Origin of the sequence: Flavihumibacter solisilvae, assembly GCF_000814475.1 — a bacterium.
In the GTDB taxonomy this organism is placed as follows: domain Bacteria; phylum Bacteroidota; class Bacteroidia; order Chitinophagales; family Chitinophagaceae; genus Flavihumibacter; species Flavihumibacter solisilvae.
The window spans coordinates 47,794-71,143 of record NZ_JSVC01000010.1 but is presented as its reverse complement, the minus strand read 5'-3'; the positions used below and the strand labels follow the sequence as shown (position 1 = coordinate 71,143).

General features: G+C 48.3%; 24 protein-coding genes. 6 read left to right on the top strand and 18 right to left on the bottom strand.

Features of this window, described 5'->3' with window-relative positions; all coding sequences use genetic code 11:
• The 7 genes from OI18_RS09660 to OI18_RS09630 form a co-directional block, all read right to left on the bottom strand.
• Complete coding sequence (locus OI18_RS09660; RefSeq protein WP_039139410.1) at positions 1-1,857, bottom strand: 2-oxoacid:acceptor oxidoreductase subunit alpha; 1,857 nt, start codon at positions 1,855-1,857, stop codon at positions 1-3.
• A gap of 32 nt (positions 1,858-1,889) precedes the next feature.
• The gene (gene gldA, locus OI18_RS09655) at positions 1,890-2,804 is read right to left on the bottom strand and encodes a gliding motility-associated ABC transporter ATP-binding subunit GldA (RefSeq protein WP_039139408.1); all 915 of its coding nucleotides are present in this window, start codon (positions 2,802-2,804) and stop codon (positions 1,890-1,892) included.
• A 17-nt stretch (positions 2,805-2,821) separates the two neighbouring features.
• Positions 2,822-3,457 (bottom strand): carbonate dehydratase, encoded by a 636-nt coding sequence (gene can, locus OI18_RS09650; RefSeq protein WP_240312746.1) that lies wholly within the window; start codon positions 3,455-3,457, stop codon positions 2,822-2,824.
• Positions 3,454-5,031 (bottom strand): SulP family inorganic anion transporter, encoded by a 1,578-nt coding sequence (locus tag OI18_RS09645; protein ID WP_039139406.1) that lies wholly within the window; start codon positions 5,029-5,031, stop codon positions 3,454-3,456. The genes can and OI18_RS09645 overlap by 4 nt, the downstream gene beginning before the upstream one ends.
• A gap of 95 nt (positions 5,032-5,126) precedes the next feature.
• On the bottom strand, positions 5,127-5,477 hold the full coding sequence (locus tag OI18_RS09640) for a hypothetical protein (protein WP_039139404.1): 351 nt from the start codon (positions 5,475-5,477) through the stop codon (positions 5,127-5,129).
• A gap of 74 nt (positions 5,478-5,551) precedes the next feature.
• Positions 5,552-5,770, bottom strand: a complete 219-nt coding sequence (locus OI18_RS09635) for a DUF6814 family protein (protein WP_039139403.1) — start codon at positions 5,768-5,770, stop codon at positions 5,552-5,554.
• Positions 5,771-5,779: 9 nt separating this feature from the next.
• Entirely contained in the window at positions 5,780-7,246 is a 1,467-nt protein-coding gene (locus OI18_RS09630) for an MFS transporter (RefSeq protein ID WP_039139402.1), read from the bottom strand.
• Between the two features lie 43 nt (positions 7,247-7,289).
• Between OI18_RS09630 and acs the strand changes: the two genes are divergently transcribed.
• Positions 7,290-9,203 carry an acetate--CoA ligase gene (gene acs, locus OI18_RS09625; protein WP_039139400.1) on the top strand — a complete coding sequence of 638 codons (1,914 nt, stop codon included), beginning with the start codon at positions 7,290-7,292 and terminating at the stop codon, positions 9,201-9,203.
• Here acs and OI18_RS09620 read toward each other — a convergent pair.
• From OI18_RS09620 to OI18_RS09575, 10 genes are all read right to left on the bottom strand, one after another.
• Entirely contained in the window at positions 9,184-10,443 is a 1,260-nt protein-coding gene (locus OI18_RS09620) for a 1-acyl-sn-glycerol-3-phosphate acyltransferase (protein ID WP_039139398.1), read from the bottom strand. The genes acs and OI18_RS09620 overlap by 20 nt on opposite strands.
• 61 nt (positions 10,444-10,504) lie before the next feature.
• Positions 10,505-13,234 (bottom strand): T9SS type A sorting domain-containing protein, encoded by a 2,730-nt coding sequence (locus OI18_RS23735; protein WP_152616778.1) that lies wholly within the window; start codon positions 13,232-13,234, stop codon positions 10,505-10,507.
• A 259-nt stretch (positions 13,235-13,493) separates the two neighbouring features.
• Positions 13,494-14,051, bottom strand: coding sequence for a L,D-transpeptidase family protein (locus tag OI18_RS09610; protein WP_039139397.1), 558 nt, complete (start codon positions 14,049-14,051; stop codon positions 13,494-13,496).
• Between the two features lie 130 nt (positions 14,052-14,181).
• A complete protein-coding gene (locus OI18_RS24985; RefSeq protein ID WP_052273044.1) occupies positions 14,182-14,556 on the bottom strand; it encodes a LysM peptidoglycan-binding domain-containing protein in 375 nt (124 codons plus the stop codon).
• Between the two features lie 12 nt (positions 14,557-14,568).
• On the bottom strand, positions 14,569-15,054 hold the full coding sequence (locus tag OI18_RS09600; protein WP_052273043.1) for a BON domain-containing protein: 486 nt from the start codon (positions 15,052-15,054) through the stop codon (positions 14,569-14,571).
• Positions 15,055-15,080: 26 nt separating this feature from the next.
• The gene (locus OI18_RS09595; protein WP_039139395.1) at positions 15,081-15,488 is read right to left on the bottom strand and encodes a DUF4332 domain-containing protein; all 408 of its coding nucleotides are present in this window, start codon (positions 15,486-15,488) and stop codon (positions 15,081-15,083) included.
• Positions 15,489-15,581: 93 nt separating this feature from the next.
• Positions 15,582-16,409 carry an outer membrane beta-barrel protein gene (locus OI18_RS09590; protein ID WP_039139394.1) on the bottom strand — a complete coding sequence of 276 codons (828 nt, stop codon included), beginning with the start codon at positions 16,407-16,409 and terminating at the stop codon, positions 15,582-15,584.
• Between the two features lie 33 nt (positions 16,410-16,442).
• Entirely contained in the window at positions 16,443-17,531 is a 1,089-nt protein-coding gene (locus OI18_RS09585) for an anti-sigma factor family protein (RefSeq protein WP_039139392.1), read from the bottom strand.
• Between the two features lie 24 nt (positions 17,532-17,555).
• Positions 17,556-18,041 carry an RNA polymerase sigma factor gene (locus tag OI18_RS09580; RefSeq protein WP_039139389.1) on the bottom strand — a complete coding sequence of 162 codons (486 nt, stop codon included), beginning with the start codon at positions 18,039-18,041 and terminating at the stop codon, positions 17,556-17,558.
• Positions 18,042-18,170: 129 nt separating this feature from the next.
• Complete coding sequence (locus OI18_RS09575) at positions 18,171-18,395, bottom strand: hypothetical protein (RefSeq protein ID WP_152616777.1); 225 nt, start codon at positions 18,393-18,395, stop codon at positions 18,171-18,173.
• Positions 18,396-18,474: 79 nt separating this feature from the next.
• On the opposite strand from OI18_RS09575, the gene kbl reads away from it, so the two are divergent.
• On the top strand, positions 18,475-19,671 hold the full coding sequence (kbl, locus tag OI18_RS09570) for a glycine C-acetyltransferase (protein ID WP_039139385.1): 1,197 nt from the start codon (positions 18,475-18,477) through the stop codon (positions 19,669-19,671).
• A gap of 53 nt (positions 19,672-19,724) precedes the next feature.
• Here the strand turns inward: kbl and OI18_RS09565 are convergent, their stop codons facing one another.
• Positions 19,725-20,105 carry a RidA family protein gene (locus tag OI18_RS09565; protein WP_039139384.1) on the bottom strand — a complete coding sequence of 127 codons (381 nt, stop codon included), beginning with the start codon at positions 20,103-20,105 and terminating at the stop codon, positions 19,725-19,727.
• Between the two features lie 29 nt (positions 20,106-20,134).
• Here OI18_RS09565 and OI18_RS23730 point away from each other — a divergent pair, with 29 nt between their 5' ends.
• The 4 genes from OI18_RS23730 to OI18_RS09545 all read left to right on the top strand — a co-directional run bounded on the left by OI18_RS23730 (position 20,135) and on the right by OI18_RS09545 (position 23,344).
• Positions 20,135-20,779 carry a 3-hydroxyacyl-CoA dehydrogenase family protein gene (locus OI18_RS23730; RefSeq protein ID WP_082037909.1) on the top strand — a complete coding sequence of 215 codons (645 nt, stop codon included), beginning with the start codon at positions 20,135-20,137 and terminating at the stop codon, positions 20,777-20,779.
• A complete protein-coding gene (gene tsaB / locus OI18_RS09555) occupies positions 20,779-21,453 on the top strand; it encodes a tRNA (adenosine(37)-N6)-threonylcarbamoyltransferase complex dimerization subunit type 1 TsaB (RefSeq protein WP_039139382.1) in 675 nt (224 codons plus the stop codon). Before OI18_RS23730 ends, tsaB begins: the two co-directional genes overlap by 1 nt.
• Positions 21,454-21,536: 83 nt before the next feature.
• Positions 21,537-21,878, top strand: coding sequence for an ArsR/SmtB family transcription factor (locus OI18_RS09550; protein ID WP_039139380.1), 342 nt, complete (start codon positions 21,537-21,539; stop codon positions 21,876-21,878).
• 59 nt (positions 21,879-21,937) lie between these two features.
• Complete coding sequence (locus tag OI18_RS09545; RefSeq protein ID WP_039139378.1) at positions 21,938-23,344, top strand: MBL fold metallo-hydrolase; 1,407 nt, start codon at positions 21,938-21,940, stop codon at positions 23,342-23,344.
• Positions 23,345-23,350 lie beyond the last annotated feature (6 nt).

Below are 23,350 nucleotides of genomic sequence, written 5' to 3'. Positions count from 1 at the left end.
TTAGTTCATCCCACCCAGCATCTCTTTTATTTTCAGCACCAGCTCCGTTTTCGTGATGGGAATTCCCATGATCTTATTGAAGCTTTTTGCATCAACCAGGAATTGTTCCCGCACAATTTTCACCAACTGGCCATTGTTGATCTCCGGGATCAGTACATGATCAAAATTCTTCAGGATCTCACCCAGGTTACGCGGGAAGGGCCTGAGGTGCCTGAGGTGTGCATGACTTACAGCATAACCCTGCGATTGCAATTCGGAGACAGCACTTTTGATTGCGCCATAGGTAGAGCCCCATCCCAAAACCAGCAGCTGGCCCTTTTCCGGTCCGCTGTCGAGTTTCTGCTCAGGGATATATTCTGCGATCTTATCAACCTTTTCCTGCCGGATCTTAACCATCAGCTGGTGGTTATCGGGATCATAGCTGATGTTCCCGGTAATATTTTGCTTTTCAAGTCCACCCACCCGGTGCTCGAGGCCTGGTGTTCCCGGAACGGCCCATGGACGAACCAGCTTTTCATCTCTCAGGTATGGCTGGAATTTATCTTCACCATGTCCCAGTTCAGTCTTAAAGTTGACTTCGATCGGGGGCAGGTCGGCACTTGTGGGAAATTTCCATGGTTCGGCACCGTTGGCAATATAACCGTCACTCAGGAAAATTACCGGTGTCATATGCTGAACCGCTATCCGCACCGCTTCATATACCGCATTAAAACAATCACTTGGTGTGGAAGCAGAGATCACGGGCATGGGGCACTCACCGTTCCTTCCATAATATGCCTGCAAAAGGTCACTTTGTTCTGTTTTAGTGGGCAGTCCCGTTGACGGGCCACCGCGCTGGATGTTAATGATCAGCAGCGGGATCTCAAGCATAACGGCAAGACCCATTGCTTCGGTTTTCAGCGCCATACCCGGGCCGGATGTGGTGGTGACCCCGAGGCTTCCGCCATAGGCTGCACCGATTGCCGCAGAGATCCCGGCAATCTCATCTTCTGCCTGGAAGGTCCTGATTCCAAAACTCTTATGCCGGCTTAGCTCATGCAGAATGTCTGACGCTGGTGTAATAGGGTAAGTGCCAAGGAACAGCGGAAGGTCGCTCTTCTGTGAAGCTGCGATCAGTCCATACGCCAGTGCCTGGTTTCCCATTATACTGCGGTACTGGCCTGGCTCCATCCTGGCTTTCTCAACTTTGTATCTCGTCGTAAATGTTTCCGTGGTATCCCCGTAATTGTAACCAGCCTGCAGTGCCTTGATGTTACTGTTGAGCAGCTCGGGCTTCTTGCCGAATTTTTCTGTAAGGAAATGAATACTGCTTTCCATGTCGCGGTTATACATCCAGTACAGGAAACCCAGCACAAACATGTTTTTAGCCCGGTCTTTTTCTTTGGTTCCCAGGGTGAATTCCTTCAGTGCCTCACGGGTCATCTTGGTCACATCCATGCGGATGACCTCATAATTGGTGAGACTGTCGTCTTCGATCGGGTTCACATTATCCGGGTAATTGGCAAGACGCAGGTTTTTTGCATCGAAGCCATCGGTATTGACAATGATCTTTCCACCCTTGCGCAGTGATTTCAGGTTGGTTTTGAGCGCAGCGGCATTCATGGCTACCAACACATCGCATTCATCACCCGGGGTAAAGATCCGGTCACTGGAAAACCTCAGCTGGTAACCGCTTACACCGGGAATGGTGCCCTGTGGTGCACGGATTTCAGCTGGAAAATCAGGGAAAGTAGCCAGGTCAATGCCCAGCAAAGCCGTATTATTGGTAAACTGTGTCCCGGTCAGCTGCATGCCATCACCGCTGTCGCCGGCGAACTTTATCACTACTTCGGGAAGGAGTTCTTCTTTTCGGATCATGCTGCAAAGGTAGGAAAGAGCAGCGAGCTTTGTCAGTTCCCGTTGCCCGTCAGCTCCCGGAAAACATCCTCCAGGCTATTCTGTGCAGTTTGCAGGGAAATGATGTTCAGGCTCCTGGTTACAGCCATTTCCAGGATCTGCCGCTTGGCTTCCGTAATATCACCGGCTGCCAGGTTCCATTCCTGGGCAGAGATCCTTTCGAGCCTTTGGAGACTTGTCACTGCCCGCTCAATCCATTGGGCTTCAATGGACTCGCTGAAATGGACCCTGATCACTTCTCCGCCTGTTGAAGTGCGGATGGCCGACAGGCTGCTGTCAGCAATAACACTTCCCTTATTGATGATGATAACCCTGTCGCATACCGCTTCCACTTCCTGCAGGATGTGTGAAGAAAAAAGCACCGTTTTTTCCCGTCCCAGCTCCCTGATCACTTCCCTGATCTCCAGGATCTGGTTGGGATCCAGCCCGGTAGTAGGTTCATCCAGGATCAGAACTTCTGGGTCATGTATCAGCGCGGCGGCCAGGCCTACACGCTGTTTATAGCCCTTCGAAAGCTGGCCGATCTTCTTATTGCTTTCGGGTGTTAAGCCAACCCGTGAAATCACTTCTTCGATCCGCTGTTCCAGGTGGGCTATCTTGTGTATGGAACCAATAAAACCCAGGTACTCCCGCACAAACATGTCATAATACAAGGGGTTGGACTCCGGCAGGTAGCCGGTTTTGCCCTTGACCGCAAGCGGATCCGACTGCACGTCAATTCCACACACGTATGCCTTTCCGCCGTCCGGAACCAGGTACCCGGTCAGCATTTTCATGGTTGTCGATTTTCCGGCACCATTCGGTCCCAGAAAACCAACTACCTCGCCCTTACCAACTGTAAAGGATATATTATTCACGGCCGTCTGTTCGCCGTATTTCTTTAGTATTGACTCAACGGAAATCGACATCCGGCAAACCTACTGAATTAAATGTCATCGTATTCATACAGGTTGTCAATATGCGTATTCGGGGCCATTTCAAATACCGGCTTGATAATACCATCGTTGAGCCCGTAAACCCAGCCATGCAGGTGCGGACGCTCTTCCGCTTTCCACGCCTTCTGGATAATGGACGTCTTGGCAAGGTTCATCACCTGCTCCTGCACATTCAGCTCAACCAGCCTGTCGGTCCGCTTTTCCTCTGATTCAATGCTGTCAATTTCGTCCCGGTGAAAGCGGTATACATCCTTGATGTTCCTGAGCCATTTATTGATCAGCCCAAAGTTGTGCTTGGTCATCGCAGCTTTCACCCCGCCACAACCGTAGTGGCCGCAAACAATTACATGCTGCACCTTCAGGTGCACCACTGCATATTCCAGCACACTCAGCAGGTTGAGGTCGGTATGAACAACCATATTCGCAATGTTCCGGTGAACGAAGATCTCGCCTGGCTGTGTTCCGGTTATCTCATTTGCCGGCACCCGGCTGTCACTGCAGCCGATCCACAGGAAGTCCGGTTTTTGGATTCCAGATAGTCTCTTGAAAAAGTTGGGATCTGTGGATACCTGTTCTGCTGCCCAGGCCTTATTCTCTAATAATAGTTTATCGTATGCAGTCATCATGCTGTAAAATTTAAAATTTCTGGTTTAGTAAATCCCTGCTCTTTATTGATACTCTTTTTCAACTCAACCGTAATGTTCTTCAAAGGTGCGTGTTTCAGGAAATCTTCGATCACCTCCACCACATCACGATCTATAAAATCTGCCCGGGTCGCATCAATAAGTACATAGGCATTATCTGGAACGTGTTCCAGTTTTCTCTTGATAATTGGCTTGTTCAGGTAGGAAACATCCTTCCGGAGCCTGAACAGGTACCTGTTTTCATCGTTCACCACAAAAACCGAGGTCCTGAAATTGCTGCGCATTACAAAAAACAGGCCCACCAGGCATCCAATCATGATCCCTACCAGGAGATCTGTAAACAGGATCGCAACGATCGTAACCACAAATGGCACGAACTGGTCAAATCCCTTTTGATAGAATTGCTTGAATATTGCCGGCTTGGCAAGCTTGAAACCTGTATAAATTAGCACTGCAGCAAGTGCAGGTAGCGGGATCATATTCAACAGCTTTGGGATAAACGCCACACAAAGCAGGAGCAGCATACCATGGAAAACGGTTGACATTTTCGATTTCGCACCTGCATTCACGTTGGCGGAAGTCCGCACGATCACCGATGTCACCGGCAAACCACCCAACAATCCTGAAACCAGGTTACCGATACCCTGTGCCCTGAGCTCGCGGTTCGTCGGGGTTACGCGTTGGTAAGGATCGAGCTCATCTGCCGCTTCAATATTCAGCAGTGTTTCCAGGCTCGCAACAATGGCGAGTGTTGCAGCTACTTTCCAGACTATTGGATTGGCGAGCTGGGTAAAATCAGGGAACGTGAAAAATGAAACGAACCCTTCTACCGAAGTTGCCACCGGGATGCTTACCATGGCATGTGCCGGAAGCGCCCATCCGGGAAACTGGGCTATAGCCCACTGATTGATTCCCACTGCCAACAGCACCACTACTAGTGGCGCCGGGATCAGGCGGAAAATACCGCCTTTTTTGGCAACCGTTTTTTCCCAGAAGATCTGGACGCCAAGGGAAAGGAGCCCTATCACCGCTGCCAGCGGCACAAAATAATTCAGGGCACTTGCGATGCCGGTAAAAGTATTACCACCGTCGGTCTGCCTGAATGACTCATCACCTTCGAAGTCGGCATCAAACCCGACCAGGTGCGGTAACTGCTTTAGAATAAGGATAAGCCCGATCGCGGCAAGCATGCCCTTGATCACATTTCCCGGAACATAGTCACCAAGGATTCCCGCTTTCAGGATCCCAAGGATGACCTGGAAAATACCTGCAATCACTACGGAAAGCAGGAAAGCTTCAAATGTGGGGAGGTTTCCGATTGCCGTAGCAACAATGGCGGTAAGCCCTGCCGCTGGTCCTGCTACACTCAGCTGTGATCCGCTGAGCAAACCGACAACGATGCCACCGGCTATCCCGGCAATCAGCCCGGAAAACAGCGGCGCACCAGATCCGAGAGCGATACCAAGGCAAAGGGGTAACGCTACAAGGAATACTACAATAGAAGATGGGATGTCAGCACTAAGGCTGCCAAACAGCTTTTGTTGACGTGTAGTCATACAATATGTTTATGGAATAAAATAATCTGTCCATTCCTGCGGGTACGGCAGTGTCAATGGAAGTAGTCAGTAAGTGAAAAAAAGCGAAAAGCGGATCAGCATTCGGGAGGCTGGATGATCCTGCGGGAGTGACTTGAGGACAGAATATTCACAGAGCGTGGTACGTCATACTTTACCGCCACCCTGTTCAGCTGCATGAATGAATCAAAATCAAAGAAGTGGCCATGTAGCGATTTACCACTCTTATGCTCTTCATTAAATGTATTGGTTGTGCTACCGGCTTCCTCCTCAACAGTATTGAGAATGACAGTCCTGTTCTGCCGGGAAGCAAATGGGAGGGAGACAAGTGTACTTGTAAGTGCCACCATGAAAAATACCGCCATACAGGTAGCCAGCCACCTGAAGCGGTATAAGGAGGGGCAATATCTTGTCACCTGATTATTCATCGGGATGCAAATTTATCTAACATCCACCAGAAATAAGGAAAATGTTAAGTCATTTAACAGTTAATAAATTCAGGTTAATTGTTGTCGTATTCTCCCCGGAAAGCATAGTAACCGAATAAAACCATCCCTGCGGCAATGGGAAGAAACACGCCCGTGATCACCAGCCATTGGATGATCGTATTCGTTTCCGGTTTTGCGGAAATTTCCACTATGGCTGTTTTGACCAGGTATGCGGCAGACAGGGGACCGAGTAAGATCCAGGCAATTCCAAGGTATCGTTTAATTGTATTCATGGCCTGCGTTTAATCGTTTACGTTAGGATCGGTTTTGGCACTGAGGTAAACAGCCCCGATCACCATGCAGATGGCTGCAATGATCAGCGGGTACCATAGTCCTGTCAGTTTATCTCCGGTATATACTGTCGTCAGCAAAGTGGCGATAAATGGCGTCAGCCCGCCGAAAACCCCATTGCCGATATGATATGGAAGTGACATACTCGTATACCGGATCCTTGTGGGAAACAATTCTACAAGGAATGCCGCAATCGGTCCGTAAACCATCGTTACGAATATGACCTGGATAAATACAAGCAAAACAAACTTCCAATAGGTTGCAGTATCAAGTCTCTTCTCCGTATACTTTGTTGAATCCGTCTCGTTCTCCCGGTAACTGAAACCGTTGGAGAAGTGTTTGATCGCATAACCTTGTTTTTGCTCCGTCACTGATGCGGTCATCGTTTTTTCAAGCGCCGGTACATTGGTGAGTTCAAGGAACTGTTTATAGATCGGCCGGTAAAACAGCACAGCCAGCAACATGCCGGTGATCATGATCCACTTTCGCCCGATGCGGTCACTTAAACTGCCGAACACCACGAAGAAAGGTGTGGCAAATACAATTGCCCAGATTAAGATCGTCCTGCTCTGGTCAAAGTTGACCCTGCATACATTTTCAATAAATGATTGCGCATAGAATTGCCCTGTATACCACACAACACCCTGGCCCATGGTTGCGCCAAAGAGTGCGAGCAACACCATCTTAAGATTCTCTTTCCTGCCAAAACTTTCTTTGATCGGGTTGGTCGAAGTTTTTCCTTCCGACTTCAGTTTCATGAACATCGGCGACTCACTCATTTTAAGCCGGATATAAATCGATACAAGCACAAGCAGGATAGATATAAGGAAAGGGATCCGCCATCCCCAGTCATTAAACTTTCTTATTGATTCCTGCTGGTCGCTGTCCAGCATATGCCTTGTGAGCAATATCACACCAAGTGAAAGAAAAAGGCCAAGCGTGGCTGTGGTCTGGATCCATGAAGTGAAATATCCGCGCCGGTTCGCAGGTGCATGTTCCGCAACATATGTTGCGGCGCCTCCATATTCACCACCAAGTGCGAGCCCCTGTAATAAACGTAATATGAGAACAATGATTGGTGCAGCAAACCCGATTCGTTCATATCCCGGAACCAGCCCGATCGCAAAAGTTGATCCGCCCATCAGCACCAGTGTAAGCAGGAAAGTATATTTTCTCCCGATAATGTCTCCAAGCCGGCCGAAAACAAGTGCGCCGAATGGCCTTACGATAAAACCCGCTGCAAATGTTGCGAGTGTGCTCAGCAATGCCGCTGTGGGATTGGATGAAGGGAAGAACTGGCTTGCTATTACGGTTGCCAGGCTGCCGAAGATGTAGAAGTCATACCATTCAATCAGGGTGCCGGCGGAAGAGGCGCCGATCACGCGCCATATTCCTGTTTTAGCAGTAGAGTTGTTCATATTTACATAAACATACTAAATTAGCAACTCCTAAAAATGCCATATGTCATTCCCGTATCAGATCAGGTCATTTGACGAGTACAAAGCAGCGTATAAAAAAAGTGTTGACGATCCCGAAGGTTTCTGGGCAGGTATTGCCGGACATTTTTACTGGCGTAAACGGTGGGATAAAGTGTTGGATTGGAATTTCCGTGAACCGAAAATTGAATGGTTCAAGGGCGGCAAACTCAACATCACCGAGAACTGCCTTGACCGACACCTCGGTTCATTCGGCAATCGCCCTGCAATTATCTGGGAGCCCAATGATCCTGAAGAGCATCATCGCGTGCTCACTTACCGCGAACTGCATAATAAAGTGATCCAGTTTGCCAACGTGCTTAAAAACAATGGCATCCGGAAAGGTGACAGGGTTTGTATCTATATGGGCATGGTGCCTGAACTCGCTATCGCAGTGCTTGCTTGTGCAAGGGTTGGTGCCATCCACAGCGTGATCTTTGGTGGCTTCAGTGCACAAAGCATTGCTGACAGGATCATTGATGCCAACGCAGAATTTGTCATTACCTGCGACGGTGCTTTTCGCGGCAACAAGGAGATCCCGCTTAAAAATGTGATCGACGATGCGCTCGTTCAATGCAAGTTTGTAAAAAGGGTGATTGTATTGACCCGTACGCGCACGCCGGTTTCCATGATCAAAGGCCGTGATGTGTGGTGGGAAGATGAGATCAAGAAAGTGGAGACCATGGGTCATCCTGATTACCCGGCAGAGGAAATGGATGCAGAAGATCCATTGTTCATCTTATATACTTCCGGATCCACCGGCAAACCGAAAGGTGTGGTGCATACCAGTGCAGGCTACATGGTGTACACCAATTACACATTCGTAAATGTGTTCCAGTATCAACCGGGCGACATTCATTTCTGTACGGCAGATATCGGCTGGATCACCGGACACAGCTATATTGTATATGGACCGCTTAGCGCCGGCGCAACCTCGCTCATGTTCGAAGGCATCCCCACCTGGCCGGATGCGGGAAGGTTCTGGGATATTGTGGAGAAGCATAAAGTGAACGTAATATATACAGCACCAACCGCGATCCGTTCGCTGATGGGCTTCGGACTGGAACCACTGAAAGGCAAGGACCTGTCCTCGCTGAAAGTACTGGGAACGGTTGGCGAACCCATCAATGAAGAAGCCTGGCATTGGTACGATGAACATGTCGGTAAGAAAAAATGCCCGATAGTGGATACCTGGTGGCAGACGGAAACCGGTGGTGTCATGATCAGCAACCTCGCCGGAATAACGCCAGCGAAACCTACTTATGCCACGCTTCCGATGCCCGGCGTTCAACCGGTGCTGGTAGATGAAAAAGGAGAGGAGATTGAAGGGAATGACGTGAGCGGAAACCTCTGCATCCGCTTCCCGTGGCCATCTATCATCCGCACCACCTATGGTGATCACGAGAGGTGCCGGACGAATTACTTCGCTACCTACGAGAATATGTATTTCACCGGCGATGGTTGTCACCGCGACGAACAGGGTATGTATCGCATAACCGGGCGCGTGGATGATGTACTCAATGTCAGCGGTCACCGGATTGGTACCGCGGAAGTTGAAAATGCGATCAACATGCATGCCGGTGTGGTGGAAAGCGCTGTGGTGGGATACCCTCACGATATTAAAGGCCAGGGCATCTATGCTTACGTGATCTACCAGGGATCACATGGCGATGATAATCTGAGCAGGCAGGATATAACGCAGACCGTTAGCCGCATTATTGGTCCCATTGCAAAACCGGATAAGATCCAGTTCGTTACCGGGTTGCCAAAGACCCGTAGTGGCAAGATCATGAGAAGGATCCTGAGAAAGATTGCAGAAGGTGAGACAGAGCAGCTGGGTGATACCTCTGCACTTCTTGACCCGGGCGTGGTTGATGAAATCAGGAACGGGAAATTGTAATCTCCCGGAGAATATTTTCCCGGTCATCGGATAAAGAAGACAGGGTTTGGGTATCGATACTCAAGCCCTGTTTTTGTATTTGCCATTGACTGAAATAGGCAAGGTAATTCCAGGAATATTGGCCCGTTGCAATTGTGATAAATATAAAGGCAATCGTTTTCCAGGCTGGCAGGAACACTACAGCCATGGCAAATAATATAATCATCCATATTATATAGAGGATAGCGGAAACGGATACCAGCACCCAGCTGTAGAAGTCAGTCCTGCTTACTTTTTTATCTGCTATTACTTTTCCAAGTAAGAGGGGAAGTGCATTCAGGACCCAGCCGATAAAAGCAGCCGGGAACCCCAGGATAACCGGCAGGCCCGACAGTTTCCCAGCCTGTGCGGCAACAACATGTTCATCGCGCAAGCCAATGTGCTGCAGCCTGCCTGCATACTCATTGATCTCAGACTGCAATTCAGGTTTCCATTCAGCACAGTTTTTTCCCAGTTCAATTTCTTTATCGATGATCCCTTCCGGTACATATTGGTTCCAGGGATAATCACTGCGGATCATTTCACAAGCCATAGAAAGATGTGCGGAGTAGTGTTTTGGGCTCTCTACCACGAGTGCCTTAACGCCAAGCCATGCCGTGTTGGCAAGAAGGCGGATTGCCTGTGCAGGGTTGATCCGGTATAGTGATAGAAATTGTTCTGTTGGAATAGGTGGTCCTGCATTCAACCATGCCCTGCTGAACAGGCGCGTCGGGTGACTGTAATTAATCCCGATCGGCACTATCGGAAGCTGAATGCCAGGATGGTCCTCTGCCGTTTTTAGCGCGATCCTGAAAGCGCCTTTCCTGAATGCCATAAGGTGGTAATCGGTATGGCTCAAACCTTCAGGGAAAAACAGGACCAGCTCACCTGAAGCAAGAAGCGAAGATGCTTTTTCAAACGCGTCGTCATTGGCGCCAAGCGTTTGCCGTCCGGCTTCATGGTGGTGTACCGGGTGCATATGCAATGCATTAAGGATGCGGCTTACGAAACGGTTGGCGAAAAGATCACCACGGGCAAAAAAGTGAACAGGCCGCCGCAACATGATCCCGATAAGCGCGGCATCCATTAATGAAGAAGGATGATTCGCCACCAGCAGGGCAGGACCATCAGCAGGGATCTGCGAAAGATTCCTGCCAATTACCTGGCGGTAAAATAATCGCAGGGCGGTACGCATCATGATTTTGATCAGCCTGTATAACATAGGTGCAAAAGTAAAGAGGGCGCCTGTTATGGCGCCCTCTTCGTAACCTGTTGATTATCGGTTATTGTACGATGAATGTAAGTGTCTGTTTCTTACCATCAGGAAGTGTGGTAGTGATGAAGTAGCTGCCTTTCTTCAGTCTTGAAAGATTCAGCCTGCTGCGGCTGTCTGCTCCGAATGTAATTTGTTCCTGTTGTACGAGACCACCGGTTGAACTGAATATGGAGATCGTAGCTTTCTGGTTCTTCCATTCTGCATTTTCAAGAATCAGCGGCTGGCTGGCAGTCATCGGGTTCGGGAACAGGCGCAGGCCATTCTGGCTGAGCGCTGCTGTTGTTACCCTGATTTCCTTGCTGTAGCTGAACTTGCCGTCGATATCGGTTTGCTTGATCCGGTAATGGTTCACACCAGGTACAGGTTCTTTATCAATGAAGTTGTAATAAGAAACATAGTTGGTTGTGCCTTTGCCCGGAACTGTTCCGATCGCCTGGTATTTGTCACCGTCACCTGAACGCTCTACAGTGAATGAAGCGTTGTTCAGTTCAAGCGATGTGCTCCAGTTCAGTTCAACCACGCCATTGTAGTAACGGCCGGTAAAGCCGAGCCAGGTTACCGGCAGCGGGTTGTTTTCAGGTTCGTCAGTTATGAAAGTGAATACCGGGTCAGCTTCATTTGTTGTTGTGTTACGAGCTCCGGAGCGGATAAAATTTACACCGCCAGCTGAGTTCAAACCACCGTTACCCAAATTAGCCCACTGATCAGCTGCGAGCCATGCGGCAACATAAACAGTAGCCGGTACCGTAAGTCCGCCACTTCTGACGTCTTCATAAGAAAGCCACAAATATGGACGTTGAGTCGCAGATATAGTTCCTACGTCAGCCACTCTCCAGTATTCAGCATTACTTACTTTCAGCAGGGGATTCGGGTCTTGGATAGATTCAGTATCGTAAAGCGGATCCGGGTCTGTATGAAAGTATTCTGCCTGGAAGGTTTTTGAACCACCTACAAATGGATCGCTGAAGCCAGTGTTTCCACTTATGCGAACCGGTGCAAAGAATCCACCGTCTCCCGTTGGGAACGTGAAAGCTGTCACGCCTAACTTGCGTACCGGGCCATCAATATAACTTCCACTGTTACCACCATTGGCAACAGCTGTTGCGCCAAATGTTATAAAATTCGTTGCGGTGCTGGTTACTATACCACCATTGAAATTAATCTGCTGTGCGGGGTAGTCAAAGTTAACTGGACTTGCCAGCGTAATTCCACCACCGGATTTATTTAGGGTTACAGGCCCGTTTATATGTCCTTCGGTACCTGCTGCCAGTGAGATGTTAGAAGGAGTCGCTCCGCCGAGAACTAGGTGAAGATAACTACCGAGAGGGGCAAAGTTTGCTGTTGTTGACAGGTTACCATTAACCTGCACAAAACCCTGGCCTAAAGTTGAACCGGATGCAACAGTCAAACCGCCATCAATCAACTGTAGGGAGTTTTCTGCAATTAGAGTATCTCCATTGTTTACAGCAAGGTTTCCTGGCGTGTTAGTCTTCTCAATAGTAACATTGTAAAAGATTGTGCTGCCATTAGTTCCGGCTCCCCTTACATTATAAGTGCGGTTAAACGTTCCTATGAATGCTACAGTACCATTGTTGTGCTGGAATGCAGTTGCTGATGTGGAATTGTTTAAAAAGTTTCCTGTAAGGTTCATAGTACCCGTTGTCGAGGTAAATGTTCCATTTGCTCCAATTGTAAAATTGACAACATTCATTTCAACCTGGTCGTTGTCAGGGAAATTGACCGTGCCGGATGCAACATTAAAAAATGCTGAAGGATTGACAAACGGCGCAATTGTATTTGAAGGAAGTGTAGTTGTAAAGGAAACCGTTCCAGCAGGATTAGTTTTATTTACCACTATACCCGAATTAGACGTAAGGCCGAAAGGTTTGTTAAGTACTACAGTCTGATTTGCAGCACCGCCGAAAACTAGGTCGCCACCTGTGGCGCCATCAAAATTTGCCCCAATTGTAACGTTACCATCGGCCCTTATTACACTACCACCTCCTTCGAGATTTCCGTTTTGAAGAATAAGTGTGCCCGCAGCAATCAATGTATCACCTCCTGACAAAGACAGGTTATTCAACGCATCATCTACGTTATTGACCTTATTGAGAGTGACGTTGTTGAAAGTTAATCCCGCCCGTGTTGACCCGGCTACTGTTATGGATGCACTTGCATTTCCATCAAATATCACTGTTCCTGTTGTAGCAGTAAAATTCGATGGAGTTGTCACGACAACATTTCCATTCAACGTAAGGTTGCCACCGCCAGTTGTAAAAGTGCCGGTACTTATTACGGAAAAAGATCCTACTATAGTATTTGCTACATTGCCTAAAGTAACTGACCCTCCGTTTTGATAGTAAGTTCCAGATACTACAAGAGTTGAGCCTCCGATAAATGTACCTCCGTTTACAACCATGTTTCCCGATACTAGTAAGATATCGGATTGTGTTATGGTTCCGGTATAGGTGTTGCGGATCTGTAGCGAGGCTAAGTTGGCAATAGAGTTTACATCAGCATTGGCGGTGCTACCTCCATCAAATACAGCCGTTAGTGCTGCTCCGGCAGGAAGTTCTCCTGGTACCGATGCGCCACCCGGACCTCCGGATGTAAGCGACCAGTTTGCGGGATCGTGCCAGTCGCCATTGGCAGCTGTTCCGACCCAAAACCGGTTCTGGGCAAAAAGCCCGCCGGAAATGAACAAACATAGGATGGTTAAGTGTAAAAGTCTTCTCATTTTAGAGTATTTGTTTGGATGTGAATACATAAACAGATCAGTTTTGAAATTGTAATAGTCAGCGGCAGAAGCGGGGCTTACCGTTGAAAATCAAAATTTCTACGACAGGGAAAAAGGATTTAAAATAAACTGGTCGATCTGTAAAGGATAGTTGGAAGACTTTGAGGGGCGTAATATCCCCTGTTAAGGTACGAACAAAAATAGCCATATCTATGATATGGCTAAAGTTTTTTGAGGAAATTTATAGGGGAAAACTACCCTATTTTCGGATACTCACCCTGGTTCCGATCGGGATCATGGCATAAAGCTCTTCCATTTCGGACCGCTTGAGGCTTATACAGCCGTTGGTCCAGTTCTGGAAATAATCCACTGCCATGTCATCCCGCTGCCAGGTACCATGGATGCCAATGCCATTACCAATCCTGGCTTTTGACGGAATCAGGCCCTTGGATTTCCTGTCCTTGAACTTGGCCTGGTCAGCCGGTGTGGGATAGTCGATGAGCATGATCTGGCCCCATTTTTCATGCGGGCGCTTTGAAACGATCTTATACTCACCCTCCGGTGTTTTACGGTCACCCTCGATCATCTTGTCCCCGAGGGTCTTCTCGCCAAACACGACCGGGTAGGTCGCATACCACCCCTCATCATCAAAAACGCTCAGTTCGTAGTCGGATTTGTCGATCAGGAGGCGCGGCGTTCCATTGAGTTCGCCATTAAGCCGGTTGTAACGGATCTTACGGTAGTGGTGACCCGAAAAAGAAAATAATGCGGTGGTGCATAAAAGCATTAGGGATACGGATACGCGTGACAGCTGCATAAAGGTTTGTTTTTAAAGGAGCTTCGACGGTTTTAACTCCTTCAAAAACGCTGCCGGTTATCCAAATATTTCGGATGTGGAAAAACTTTGAATTGCCTTAACAAAAGCGCCCCGGTAACGGGGCGCTTCTTTATTTTGAAGGGATCTTAAGCTTCCATCCCGGCTGAATCAGGTCTGGATCTTTTATCTGGTCTTTGTTCGCTTCGTAAATATCCTTCCAGCTCAGCCCGGGATATTTCTTCGCGATTTTACTCAGGTTGTCGCCGCTTTTTACGGTATAGGTTTCCGCTCCGCCTCCCGCTACCGTTAGGTTCATGATAAGATCAGAATCCCTGAAATCGGGATTCAGCTTTTCATACGTATCCCAGAGTGACTGCTTTACCGATTCTCCCGGCGCCGTCCCATCTATATATAATACCCCGTCCTGCTCCCTCACCTGAAGGTCATTGATCCCCTGGGCCATGGCCGCATCGATCAACTCCTTGTATTTGTCTTTCAATGCCATTGTTGTTTGTTTTTATTTGATCACCAACTTATTCTCGATCTTTTTGGGCTTGATCTCATTGAGTTTCTGGATCAGCCCCGGCAATTCTGCCTTTTTGATCTCGCCGGTCAGCGTGATCACCCCATCCGAAACTGCCGCGTTCACTTTGGATAGCTTCATATCCGTAATTATTGTCGAAACGGATTGCTGCAGGGTGGCATCCGGGTTTATGGTTACCGGCGGTGGTGGCGGCGGTGGAACCGTGAGCTGGTTGTTGACAGATTTAACCCCCTTGACTGACTTTGCTGCAGTTTCAACGGCTGAACGGGTGGACTCATCCGCTACCTCGCCGGTTAATGTTGCGGTTCCGTCATTGACCGTTACACTCACGCCGGGGTAAGCGGATATGGCGCCCGCAATACTCTTTTCAATGTCGGCATCCTTAGGTTTACAGGCGCTCAGGGCGACTATCAGCCCCATAACTAACCCAAGTAATGCCCGGGTAATCTGACTTTTCATACTCTGCTTTTTAATTATGAAGAAATCTAATGAAATACCTTCTGGTCAAGGGCTTTGGCTTCCGTGATCAGGGCTTCCAGCTTGTCTACGGCCGGAACCCTTCCCGACAGGCCGAATTCCGTATTTATCTCCATCAGCCTTTTATGCAGGTTATCGGCCCGCCTGTTGGCCAGTTCTTTCACCGTATCCACTCCCGCCGCCTCCAGCAATTCCGCCGTTTGCCCGGCTACGCCGGATAACCGGAACAGGTCTGCATGATTTACCCAGGTAAGGATAAGGGTTTCCGGGATCCGCGTCCCCGCAGCAAGGATTTCCCTCCCCGCTTTGGTTCCCGCCTTCTGCAGAAGGTCCACTGTTGTACGGATGCCATGTTGCTCGAGTTTTGCCGCATAGGTTTCACCTATTCCTTCAATGTCAATTACATTATAACTCATCTAAACATATTTTAATATCTAATATACCAAGAAGGAGGCAATAAAAAAGCAGCCCTTTGGGGGCTGCCTTGAAAATATCGTTCCAGCTGTTTCTTATTGCCAGTGATTGAACCGGAGGCCGAATGAGTATGGAGTATGATCAAGCCCGTTCTTATACATTGTTTTTGATGCATAGGAACCATAGAACTGGATCGGGCCCAACTGAATTTCGGCTATATATGACAGTTTGAAATCATTCAACCCCAGGTTACCCTTTGTCTTTTCCTTGTCTGTTTCATCACTGATATATTTATTTCTCGAACTGTAAAGGTAACCTGCGCTTACTCCCGCACTTATTCCAAATGATTTGTGCGAAGGGTTATGCGGCGTGAAATTAAAATTGAGCATCAGGGGAACAGTTACATAATCGGTCGCCAGTTTATTTTTCCTGTAATCAATTACATCTTTGTACACTCCCGGAGGGTTCTTGGCATAACGGATATTTTCCTCGTAGTGAAAATTGTACAACTCAATTCCCAATCCGTATTTCAGGTTCACCACATGATTCACCAGGTTCAGCTTCTGCATCAGCAGCCAGATGTTCACGTTCACTGACTTCCCATTCCGGAGATTGAACCAGTTCGCATCGCTTCCCGGTGCATAGTTCTGCGCTCCTTCGCTGGAATAATCCGTCTTGTCGTTGAAGTTGTTGAACCCGATGTCAAATACCATCCAGTCTGTATGCAGGTTGGAAGTGCGGGCTGACTTTTTCCGGTACACTTCATCTGAACCCTGGCCGGAAGGAGTTCCGGTACCGTCATTGATGATGATAATATTACCGATCCGCGTGGTATCTGATTTCTTTTCAGTGCTGTCTGTCTGGGCCATTGCGCCGGTTGCGGCAAAGCTTATCATGGCCAAGAATGTGATATTCTTTAGCATATCCTTCGTTTTATCGTATGAGTAAGTGATTGTTTATTCCTGTTCATTGCTGGCAGTAAAGACGCCAGATCTTTTCCGTTCAGTTGATAGCGGGTTGTTTTGTTCAAGGAACCGTCCTGCCTTACGAAGCAGTCCGCGAACCGGGGTTTTCCTGGAAACATTTTCTGTTCCTACATAAATGATGTCTTCCCTGTCTGTGTTGTTCGCATATACCACATTGGGTGTATTGTTGGTCTCTACATATACCGGCTGACTGATCGTAACATCCGGTTTAGCTTTCTCTGCAACGGCAACCACCTCTGGTACGGGTAATGTTTTCTCGGTTGGACGGATCCCCGTGGCAGGTTGCAAATTTGTTGCCTGCACCGGTTGCTGGCCTTTCGAAGCGAGTAATGTTTCTTCCCTGCCATTTACCCGGGCGGCTTCAGGTGCCTGGTCCGCAGATTTCCTTGCGGGTTTTATTTTTTCGGTTGCAGCCAGCTGACTTTCTTTTACAACAGTTTCCTTCGGCTGCTCAATTTCCTGTAAGCCCGGCTTATTTTGTGCTTTGTCCTGTTCTTTGCCCTGTTCTGTTATCGCTATTGTACCTGTATCGGGTGTAACAGGCATCGGCCTTTGGCTAACCCATAATATTGCGGCAAGTATGATAACGGCAGCTGCTGCAGAATACCTCATCCAGAGTGCGACTACCGGTTTACGTTTGCCGGATTCGCTTCTGTACAGGATTGATTTATCAGGGAACTGGATCGTGATATCCGGAACCAGCTTCGCCCGCTGAATCGTTTCAAAATCTGCCTCACATTCGGGGTGACGATATACAAACTGTTCTGTAGCTGCTTTTTCGTCGTTGGTCAGTTCATCATCAGCATAACGGACAAAAAAGGATTCATAATTCGTCAGGTTAACAAGGGAGGTATCAGTGGTCCGGTACAGGCTTTCCTTTTCCGAGAAGACATTCAGGTCGTCTGCGGGAAGAATAGTCTGTAACAGCATCTCCAGTTCGGTCTTCAGGTCGGGATGATCCATCACGAATGCCTCAACGGCGGCCCTGTCCGCAGCCGAAAGTTCATTGTCGGCATACATCAGGAAAAACTCTTCGTAATTATGTCTGTTGATGTTCATTGTTTGCCTTTTTTGGGTAACACATTATAACACGTTCTCCGGTTTTACCAGGTAATTCCTCAGCTGGATCCTCGCCCGGTGGAGGTAAACCTTCACCTGGCTTTCGCTTAACGAAGTGATCTTGCCGATCTCTTCATAAGAATAACCCTCATAATCCTTCAGCAGAACCAGGCTCCGCTGGGTTTCACTCAATTTTGCCAAAGCTTCGTCCAGCACTTTCTTGAGGTTGTTTGCCGGTTTGTTGATGATGCTCGTGTGTTCATGAAACTCCTCCTTCAGTGTTATCCGTTTAACTTTCCTCAGGTGATCGATCATCTGATGGTAAGCCACGGTAAACAGGTAACTTTTGCTCTTGTCATAAGATACCTCTTCCCGTTTCAGCCACATTTTTTCAAAAGCAGACTGAACCACATCCCTGGCGTCATCTTCATGCCTGAGGTTTTTCAGGATAAACCGGTAAACGTTATCCGCATGTAACCTGACGCATTCATTGTATTCCCTTTCTGTCATAAACAGTTGTACTTGAATTTTATAGGCGGTTTCATATGTAATACGGTCAGCTTCATGATAAAGTTACACCTGTTCAAAAAAAATCCAGCCGTCGGGGCTGGATCATTAACTTCTTTCATGGCTAATTGCTTATAATAAATGGTCAGACAGTGAATTCCAGATGATCGACCCTTCGCCGCCCTGCACAGATCCCTCCTTGCCATTCCCGGGTACTTTCGGGCACTCAGGTTCCTTGCTGGAACACTTATGGTTCTGGTGCTGGTAAACTGACAGCGCGTGCTGCCGGAAGGCAAAAACTGCTGCTGAAGTGATGACAATCATTATGGCAATTCGCCACTTATCCCGAACTTTCATGACCTGGTTTTAAGGATTTGACGCAAGTTAAATGGAATACGTTACAGCCTGCCCTATTTTTACAACCTAAAATTTTAGCATGAACGAAAAATTTGTCCAGCGCATCGGCGTGGAGCTGGAAGAGATCAGGTCGGCCGGACTTTTCAAATCAGAAAGGATTATTACCAGTGAGCAGGGTGCGGAGATTACGGTCAACGGCAGGCAGGTATTGAATTTTTGTGCCAATAACTACCTGGGGCTTTCCTCCCATCCCAAGGTGATCGAAGCCGCTCACCAGGCCATCGATTCCCATGGTTATGGAATGAGCAGCGTTCGTTTTATCTGCGGAACACAGGATATTCATAAAGAACTGGAAAAGAAAATTGCGGATTTTCTCGGCACGGAAGACACTATCCTTTACGCAGCCGCCTTTGACGCCAACGGTGGTGTTTTCGAACCGCTTTTCGGTGACCAGGATGCTATTATTTCAGATGAACTGAACCACGCTTCAATCATTGATGGCGTAAGGCTTTGCAAGGCCCGCCGTTTCAGGTATAAGCATAACGATATGACTGACCTGGAAACCCAGCTTCAGCAATCCCAGGATGCCAGGAGCCGGATAATTGTAACTGACGGCTCATTCAGCATGGATGGTACCATCGCACAGCTCGATCGCATCTGCGACCTGGCAGACAAATACGATGCTATCGTCATGATCGATGAATGCCATTCTTCCGGGTTCCTGGGGAAAACCGGCCGGGGTACCCACGAATACAGGGGCGTAATGGGCCGTATCGATATTATTACGGGTACGCTCGGTAAAGCACTCGGGGGTGCATCCGGTGGCTTTACAAGTGGCCGCCGCGAGATCATCGAAATGCTCCGCCAGAGAAGCCGGCCCTATCTTTTCAGCAATACACTTGCTCCCTCGATCGTTGGCGCCTCTATCTCTGTCCTCGACATGCTCAGTGAAACGACGGCACTCCGCGACAAGCTGGAAAACAACACGAAATATTTTCGCTCAAAGATGACCGATGCGGGTTTTGATATCCGTCCAGGCGATCACCCCATCGTTCCCATTATGTTATATGATGCCGTAATTGCCCAAAAGTTTGCGGCCCGTCTCCTTGAAGAAGGGATCTACGTGATCGGGTTCTTCTTCCCCGTCGTAGCAAAAGGACAGGCCCGGATCCGCGTCCAGCTCAGTGCAGCGCACGACCAGCATCACCTCGATACCGCAATTGCTGCATTTACCAAAGTCGGAAAGGAACTCGAAGTGATAAAATCGGTAGTCTGACTTGCGAATAGTGGATAAGTGAATAGGTGAACCACACCTATTCACTTATTGAATTACTTAAGGGCAATCATAGATATTTCCACGTTTACGTTCCTTGGCAGGCCCTTTACTGCCACCGTTTCGCGGGCTGGATAATTTCCCTTGAAATATTTACCATACACTTCGTTCACTGCGGCAAAATGACTCATGTCACTCAGGAAGATGGTCGTTTTAACGACATTGTCGAAGGTTAAGCCGGCTTCCCGGAGCACTGCGTCCAGGTTTTTCATTACCTGCACGGTTTCACCTGGAATATCGGTAGCATCAATGCTGCCGGTTTCTGGATTGAATGCAACCTGGCCGGAGAGGAATACTAAATTGCCGGCCTCGACAGCCTGGCTGTAAGGTCCGATCGGATCGGGAGCCTTCGTGGTCATGATGATCTTTTTTTCCATGTCCCAAAAATAATTGCTTTGTACTTTTGATGATGTTTGAAACTTCACTTACAGTTTCCATTCATTCCAATAGTGCACAAGACGCATTTCCGCCTGCCTGCGGACAACATGTAAATTTGTTGCGGAGCCAGGATCTTGAGACCTTCTGCGCAATACGTGCAGACGTCTATATTGATTTTGAATTCGAGGCCGGAGAAAGCTATCTCAGCCGGTTAAAGTCGCTTCAGCCCGCCGTTCTGCTGGTAAATGCCGTAGATCTTACCCTTGAAGAAATTGGCCTGGATGTAGCCAGGTTCAATGGCTGGCCAGGCTTTGGATTCCTGGAAATGCTTGAGCTCTCGACAAAAGATGGCCAGGTTCCCCAGGTTCTCGAAAGGTTTGCCGCTGGTTGTGGCTTCAGCTGGCAGGTGGTCCCTGATTCTCCCGGCATGATCAGGCCAAGGATCATTTCCATGATTATCAACGAAGCCTATCACACCCTCCATGAGAAGATCAGCACTGCCCGGGAAATCGATACGGCCATGAAATTGGGGACCAATTATCCCTTTGGTCCCTTCGAATGGGCAGAAAGGATCGGGGTTAAAAAAGTGTATGGCCTGCTGGAAAAACTCGCTAAAACTGATTCCAAATATGCTCCGTCTCCAGGCCTTGGGGCAGCCGTTCAATCTGTATAATGGCTAGAATTTTAATGATCGATACTGCCCTGCAGGACGCCGGTGTCTGTATATCTATTGATGGTAAGGATCCTGTCCTGCTTAAAAATGACCGTCAGAAAGAACATGCAGCCTGGATCCAGCCCGCCATAAAGGAGTTGACCCGGCTGTCCGGAACCACCCTTAATGATCTCGATGCCGTTGCCGTATCTGCCGGCCCAGGCTCATATACTGGTCTCCGGGTAGGCATGGCAACAGCGAAAGGGCTTTGCTACGTGTTGAAAATCCCGCTTATTTCGGTGAATACCCTTAAAATTATGGCGAACGCAGCCATAAAACAACTGGAAGGCGACAACTGGTACTGCCCGATGATCGACGCCCGCCGCATGGAAGTATATACCGCCATTTTCAACCGCGACCTGGATGAAATTATGCCGCCGGCTGCCCTGGTCCTTGAACCGGGAAGTTTTGATAACTGGCTGGAAAAAAGACACATCTGCTTTTTCGGTGATGGATCGCCGAAATATAATAACATGTTAAAAAGCGTTGATGCAAGCTTCGGAAACGTGACGGTGTCAGCGGCTGATGGACTCGAATTAGCGGCCGGAATGTACGCCAGGAGGGAGTTTTGCGACCTCGCTTACGCTGAACCCCAATACATAAAAGCTTTTTACACGCCCGTAAAAGCAAAATGATGAAGCATTTTAAAAAATTGCTATGTAAATTTGCGTGCTAAGGTTAAGGCATTCATTGATTTTAAAAAATCCAATCTTCAGACATGAACACAGTAGCAGGAAATTTTCTATTGGTAAACGAGGTAGAAGGCCCGGAAATGAAAGTTGATTTCTTACACGTTAAAAAGGCCGCGCTGACGCTTAGGGCAATGAATCACAAACTCCGTCAGCAGATCATGAAATTGCTGGAGGAGAATGACAAGTTAACCGTGACAGAAATCTATGTTAGGTTAAGGCTGGAACAATCTGTAGCATCGCAGCACCTTGCGATTCTTCGCAGAGCAGGCATCGTGAAGACCGAACGCGATGGTAAATTTATTTACTACCGCCTGAATGAACCCAGGATCGTTGAGATCAGCCGTTGTGTGGAAGATATCATTAATTAATTCTACCAGTAACTAGTTAAGCGGGGTCCAAATGCCCCGCTTTTTTTATTTTTGCAGCTATGTTTATCCAGCAACTCTATACATCCTGCCTCTCTGAAGCAGCATATTATATTGAAAGTAACGGCCAGGCAGCTATAATCGATCCGTTGCGCGACATTTCAGCCTATACGGAACTTGCCTCTTCCCGTAACGCCACGATCCGTTTTATTTTTGAAACCCATTTTCACGCAGATTTCATCAGTGGACATCTCGATCTTTCGAAAGCCACTGGTGCACCCATCGTTTTCGGACCCGGAACGGAAACAGCATATCCCATTCACCTGGCTAAGGACGGTGAAAGATTTACGTTAGGCGACCTGTCCATCGAAGTACTGCATACACCGGGTCACACCCTTGAATCTGCGTGTTTCCTGCTCAGGGATGAAAACGACCGCCCCCACGCAGTTTTCACCGGCGACACCCTGTTTGTTGGTGATGTAGGCAGACCCGACCTCAGCAGCGGTAACCTCAGCAAGGAAGAACTTGCCTCCATGCTGTTCGACAGCCTTAACAACAAGATTATTCCCCTCCCTGGTGAAGTGATCGTTTACCCAGCTCACGGCCCCGGCAGCAGCTGCGGCAAACAGCTTGGTCCCGAAACTTTCAGTACCATCGGCCAGCAAAAACTGACGAATTACGCCCTCCAGCCTCAGAGCAGGGAGAATTTCATCAAATCTGTCACCGAAGGACTCACCGAAGCACCTTTATATTTCCCGATCAACGCCCGGATCAATAAAGAAGGTTACGGTCCCCTCGAAGAGATCATGAAAAATGGCCTGAGACCGCTTACACCCGAACTGGTAAAACAAATGCATGACCAGGGTACCGCCACTATCCTGGATACAAGGCCCTCAGCCGAGTTCACAGCGGGATTTGTTCCCGGTTCTGTAAGCATCGGCCTCGAAGGACGGTATGCGGAATGGGCCGGAAGTCTCCTGCCTTTCAATACACCCATCATCCTGATCGCTGCCGAAGGCAGGGAGGAAGAATCTTTGATCCGCCTCGCCCGCGTCGGCTTCGAAAATATTTCAGGTTTCCTGTCCGGTAGTTTCAAAGCCTGGCAGGATCACGGCTATCCTTTCGATCTCATTATTGACGTTGATACAGACGAACTGGCTATGGATCTGCCGCATGACCCTAATCTCGTAGTACTCGATGTGCGCAAGCCCGCCGAGTTTGCAGAAGGTCATGTCAGTGGCGCAATCAATATCCCCTTAAGTGATATGAGCGACCCTGCGGTGCTGGCACAACTTGAAGATAACCTCAACATCTATGTTCATTGTGCCGGTGGTTATAGAAGCGTAATTGCATCTTCATTGCTTAAACGACAGGGCATCCATAACCTCCGCAACATTTCTGGTGGCTGGTCCGCTATTAAGGAACAAAAAGGCATCAAAGTAGAAAAGGAAGCCAGTATGCTGAATTGATCCCAG

What these genes read in the sequence shown, in the direction of transcription:
- OI18_RS09660 (WP_039139410.1), bottom strand. Translation starts at nt 1,857, where the DNA reads ATGATCCGAAAAGAAGAACTCCTTCCCGAAGTAGTGATAAAGTTCGCC.
- gldA (WP_039139408.1), bottom strand. Translation starts at nt 2,804, where the DNA reads ATGTCGATTTCCGTTGAGTCAATACTAAAGAAATACGGCGAACAGACG.
- can (WP_240312746.1), bottom strand. Translation starts at nt 3,457, where the DNA reads ATGATGACTGCATACGATAAACTATTATTAGAGAATAAGGCCTGGGCA.
- OI18_RS09645 (WP_039139406.1), bottom strand. Translation starts at nt 5,031, where the DNA reads ATGACTACACGTCAACAAAAGCTGTTTGGCAGCCTTAGTGCTGACATC.
- OI18_RS09640 (WP_039139404.1), bottom strand. Translation starts at nt 5,477, where the DNA reads ATGAATAATCAGGTGACAAGATATTGCCCCTCCTTATACCGCTTCAGG.
- OI18_RS09635 (WP_039139403.1), bottom strand. Translation starts at nt 5,770, where the DNA reads ATGAATACAATTAAACGATACCTTGGAATTGCCTGGATCTTACTCGGT.
- OI18_RS09630 (WP_039139402.1), bottom strand. Translation starts at nt 7,246, where the DNA reads ATGAACAACTCTACTGCTAAAACAGGAATATGGCGCGTGATCGGCGCC.
- acs (WP_039139400.1), top strand. Translation starts at nt 7,290, where the DNA reads ATGTCATTCCCGTATCAGATCAGGTCATTTGACGAGTACAAAGCAGCG.
- OI18_RS09620 (WP_039139398.1), bottom strand. Translation starts at nt 10,443, where the DNA reads ATGTTATACAGGCTGATCAAAATCATGATGCGTACCGCCCTGCGATTA.
- OI18_RS23735 (WP_152616778.1), bottom strand. Translation starts at nt 13,234, where the DNA reads ATGAGAAGACTTTTACACTTAACCATCCTATGTTTGTTCATTTCCGGC.
- OI18_RS09610 (WP_039139397.1), bottom strand. Translation starts at nt 14,051, where the DNA reads ATGCAGCTGTCACGCGTATCCGTATCCCTAATGCTTTTATGCACCACC.
- OI18_RS24985 (WP_052273044.1), bottom strand. Translation starts at nt 14,556, where the DNA reads ATGGCATTGAAAGACAAATACAAGGAGTTGATCGATGCGGCCATGGCC.
- OI18_RS09600 (WP_052273043.1), bottom strand. Translation starts at nt 15,054, where the DNA reads ATGAAAAGTCAGATTACCCGGGCATTACTTGGGTTAGTTATGGGGCTG.
- OI18_RS09595 (WP_039139395.1), bottom strand. Translation starts at nt 15,488, where the DNA reads ATGAGTTATAATGTAATTGACATTGAAGGAATAGGTGAAACCTATGCG.
- OI18_RS09590 (WP_039139394.1), bottom strand. Translation starts at nt 16,409, where the DNA reads ATGCTAAAGAATATCACATTCTTGGCCATGATAAGCTTTGCCGCAACC.
- OI18_RS09585 (WP_039139392.1), bottom strand. Translation starts at nt 17,531, where the DNA reads ATGAACATCAACAGACATAATTACGAAGAGTTTTTCCTGATGTATGCC.
- OI18_RS09580 (WP_039139389.1), bottom strand. Translation starts at nt 18,041, where the DNA reads ATGACAGAAAGGGAATACAATGAATGCGTCAGGTTACATGCGGATAAC.
- OI18_RS09575 (WP_152616777.1), bottom strand. Translation starts at nt 18,395, where the DNA reads ATGAAAGTTCGGGATAAGTGGCGAATTGCCATAATGATTGTCATCACT.
- kbl (WP_039139385.1), top strand. Translation starts at nt 18,475, where the DNA reads ATGAACGAAAAATTTGTCCAGCGCATCGGCGTGGAGCTGGAAGAGATC.
- OI18_RS09565 (WP_039139384.1), bottom strand. Translation starts at nt 20,105, where the DNA reads ATGGAAAAAAAGATCATCATGACCACGAAGGCTCCCGATCCGATCGGA.
- OI18_RS23730 (WP_082037909.1), top strand. Translation starts at nt 20,135, where the DNA reads ATGATGTTTGAAACTTCACTTACAGTTTCCATTCATTCCAATAGTGCA.
- tsaB (WP_039139382.1), top strand. Translation starts at nt 20,779, where the DNA reads ATGGCTAGAATTTTAATGATCGATACTGCCCTGCAGGACGCCGGTGTC.
- OI18_RS09550 (WP_039139380.1), top strand. Translation starts at nt 21,537, where the DNA reads ATGAACACAGTAGCAGGAAATTTTCTATTGGTAAACGAGGTAGAAGGC.
- OI18_RS09545 (WP_039139378.1), top strand. Translation starts at nt 21,938, where the DNA reads ATGTTTATCCAGCAACTCTATACATCCTGCCTCTCTGAAGCAGCATAT.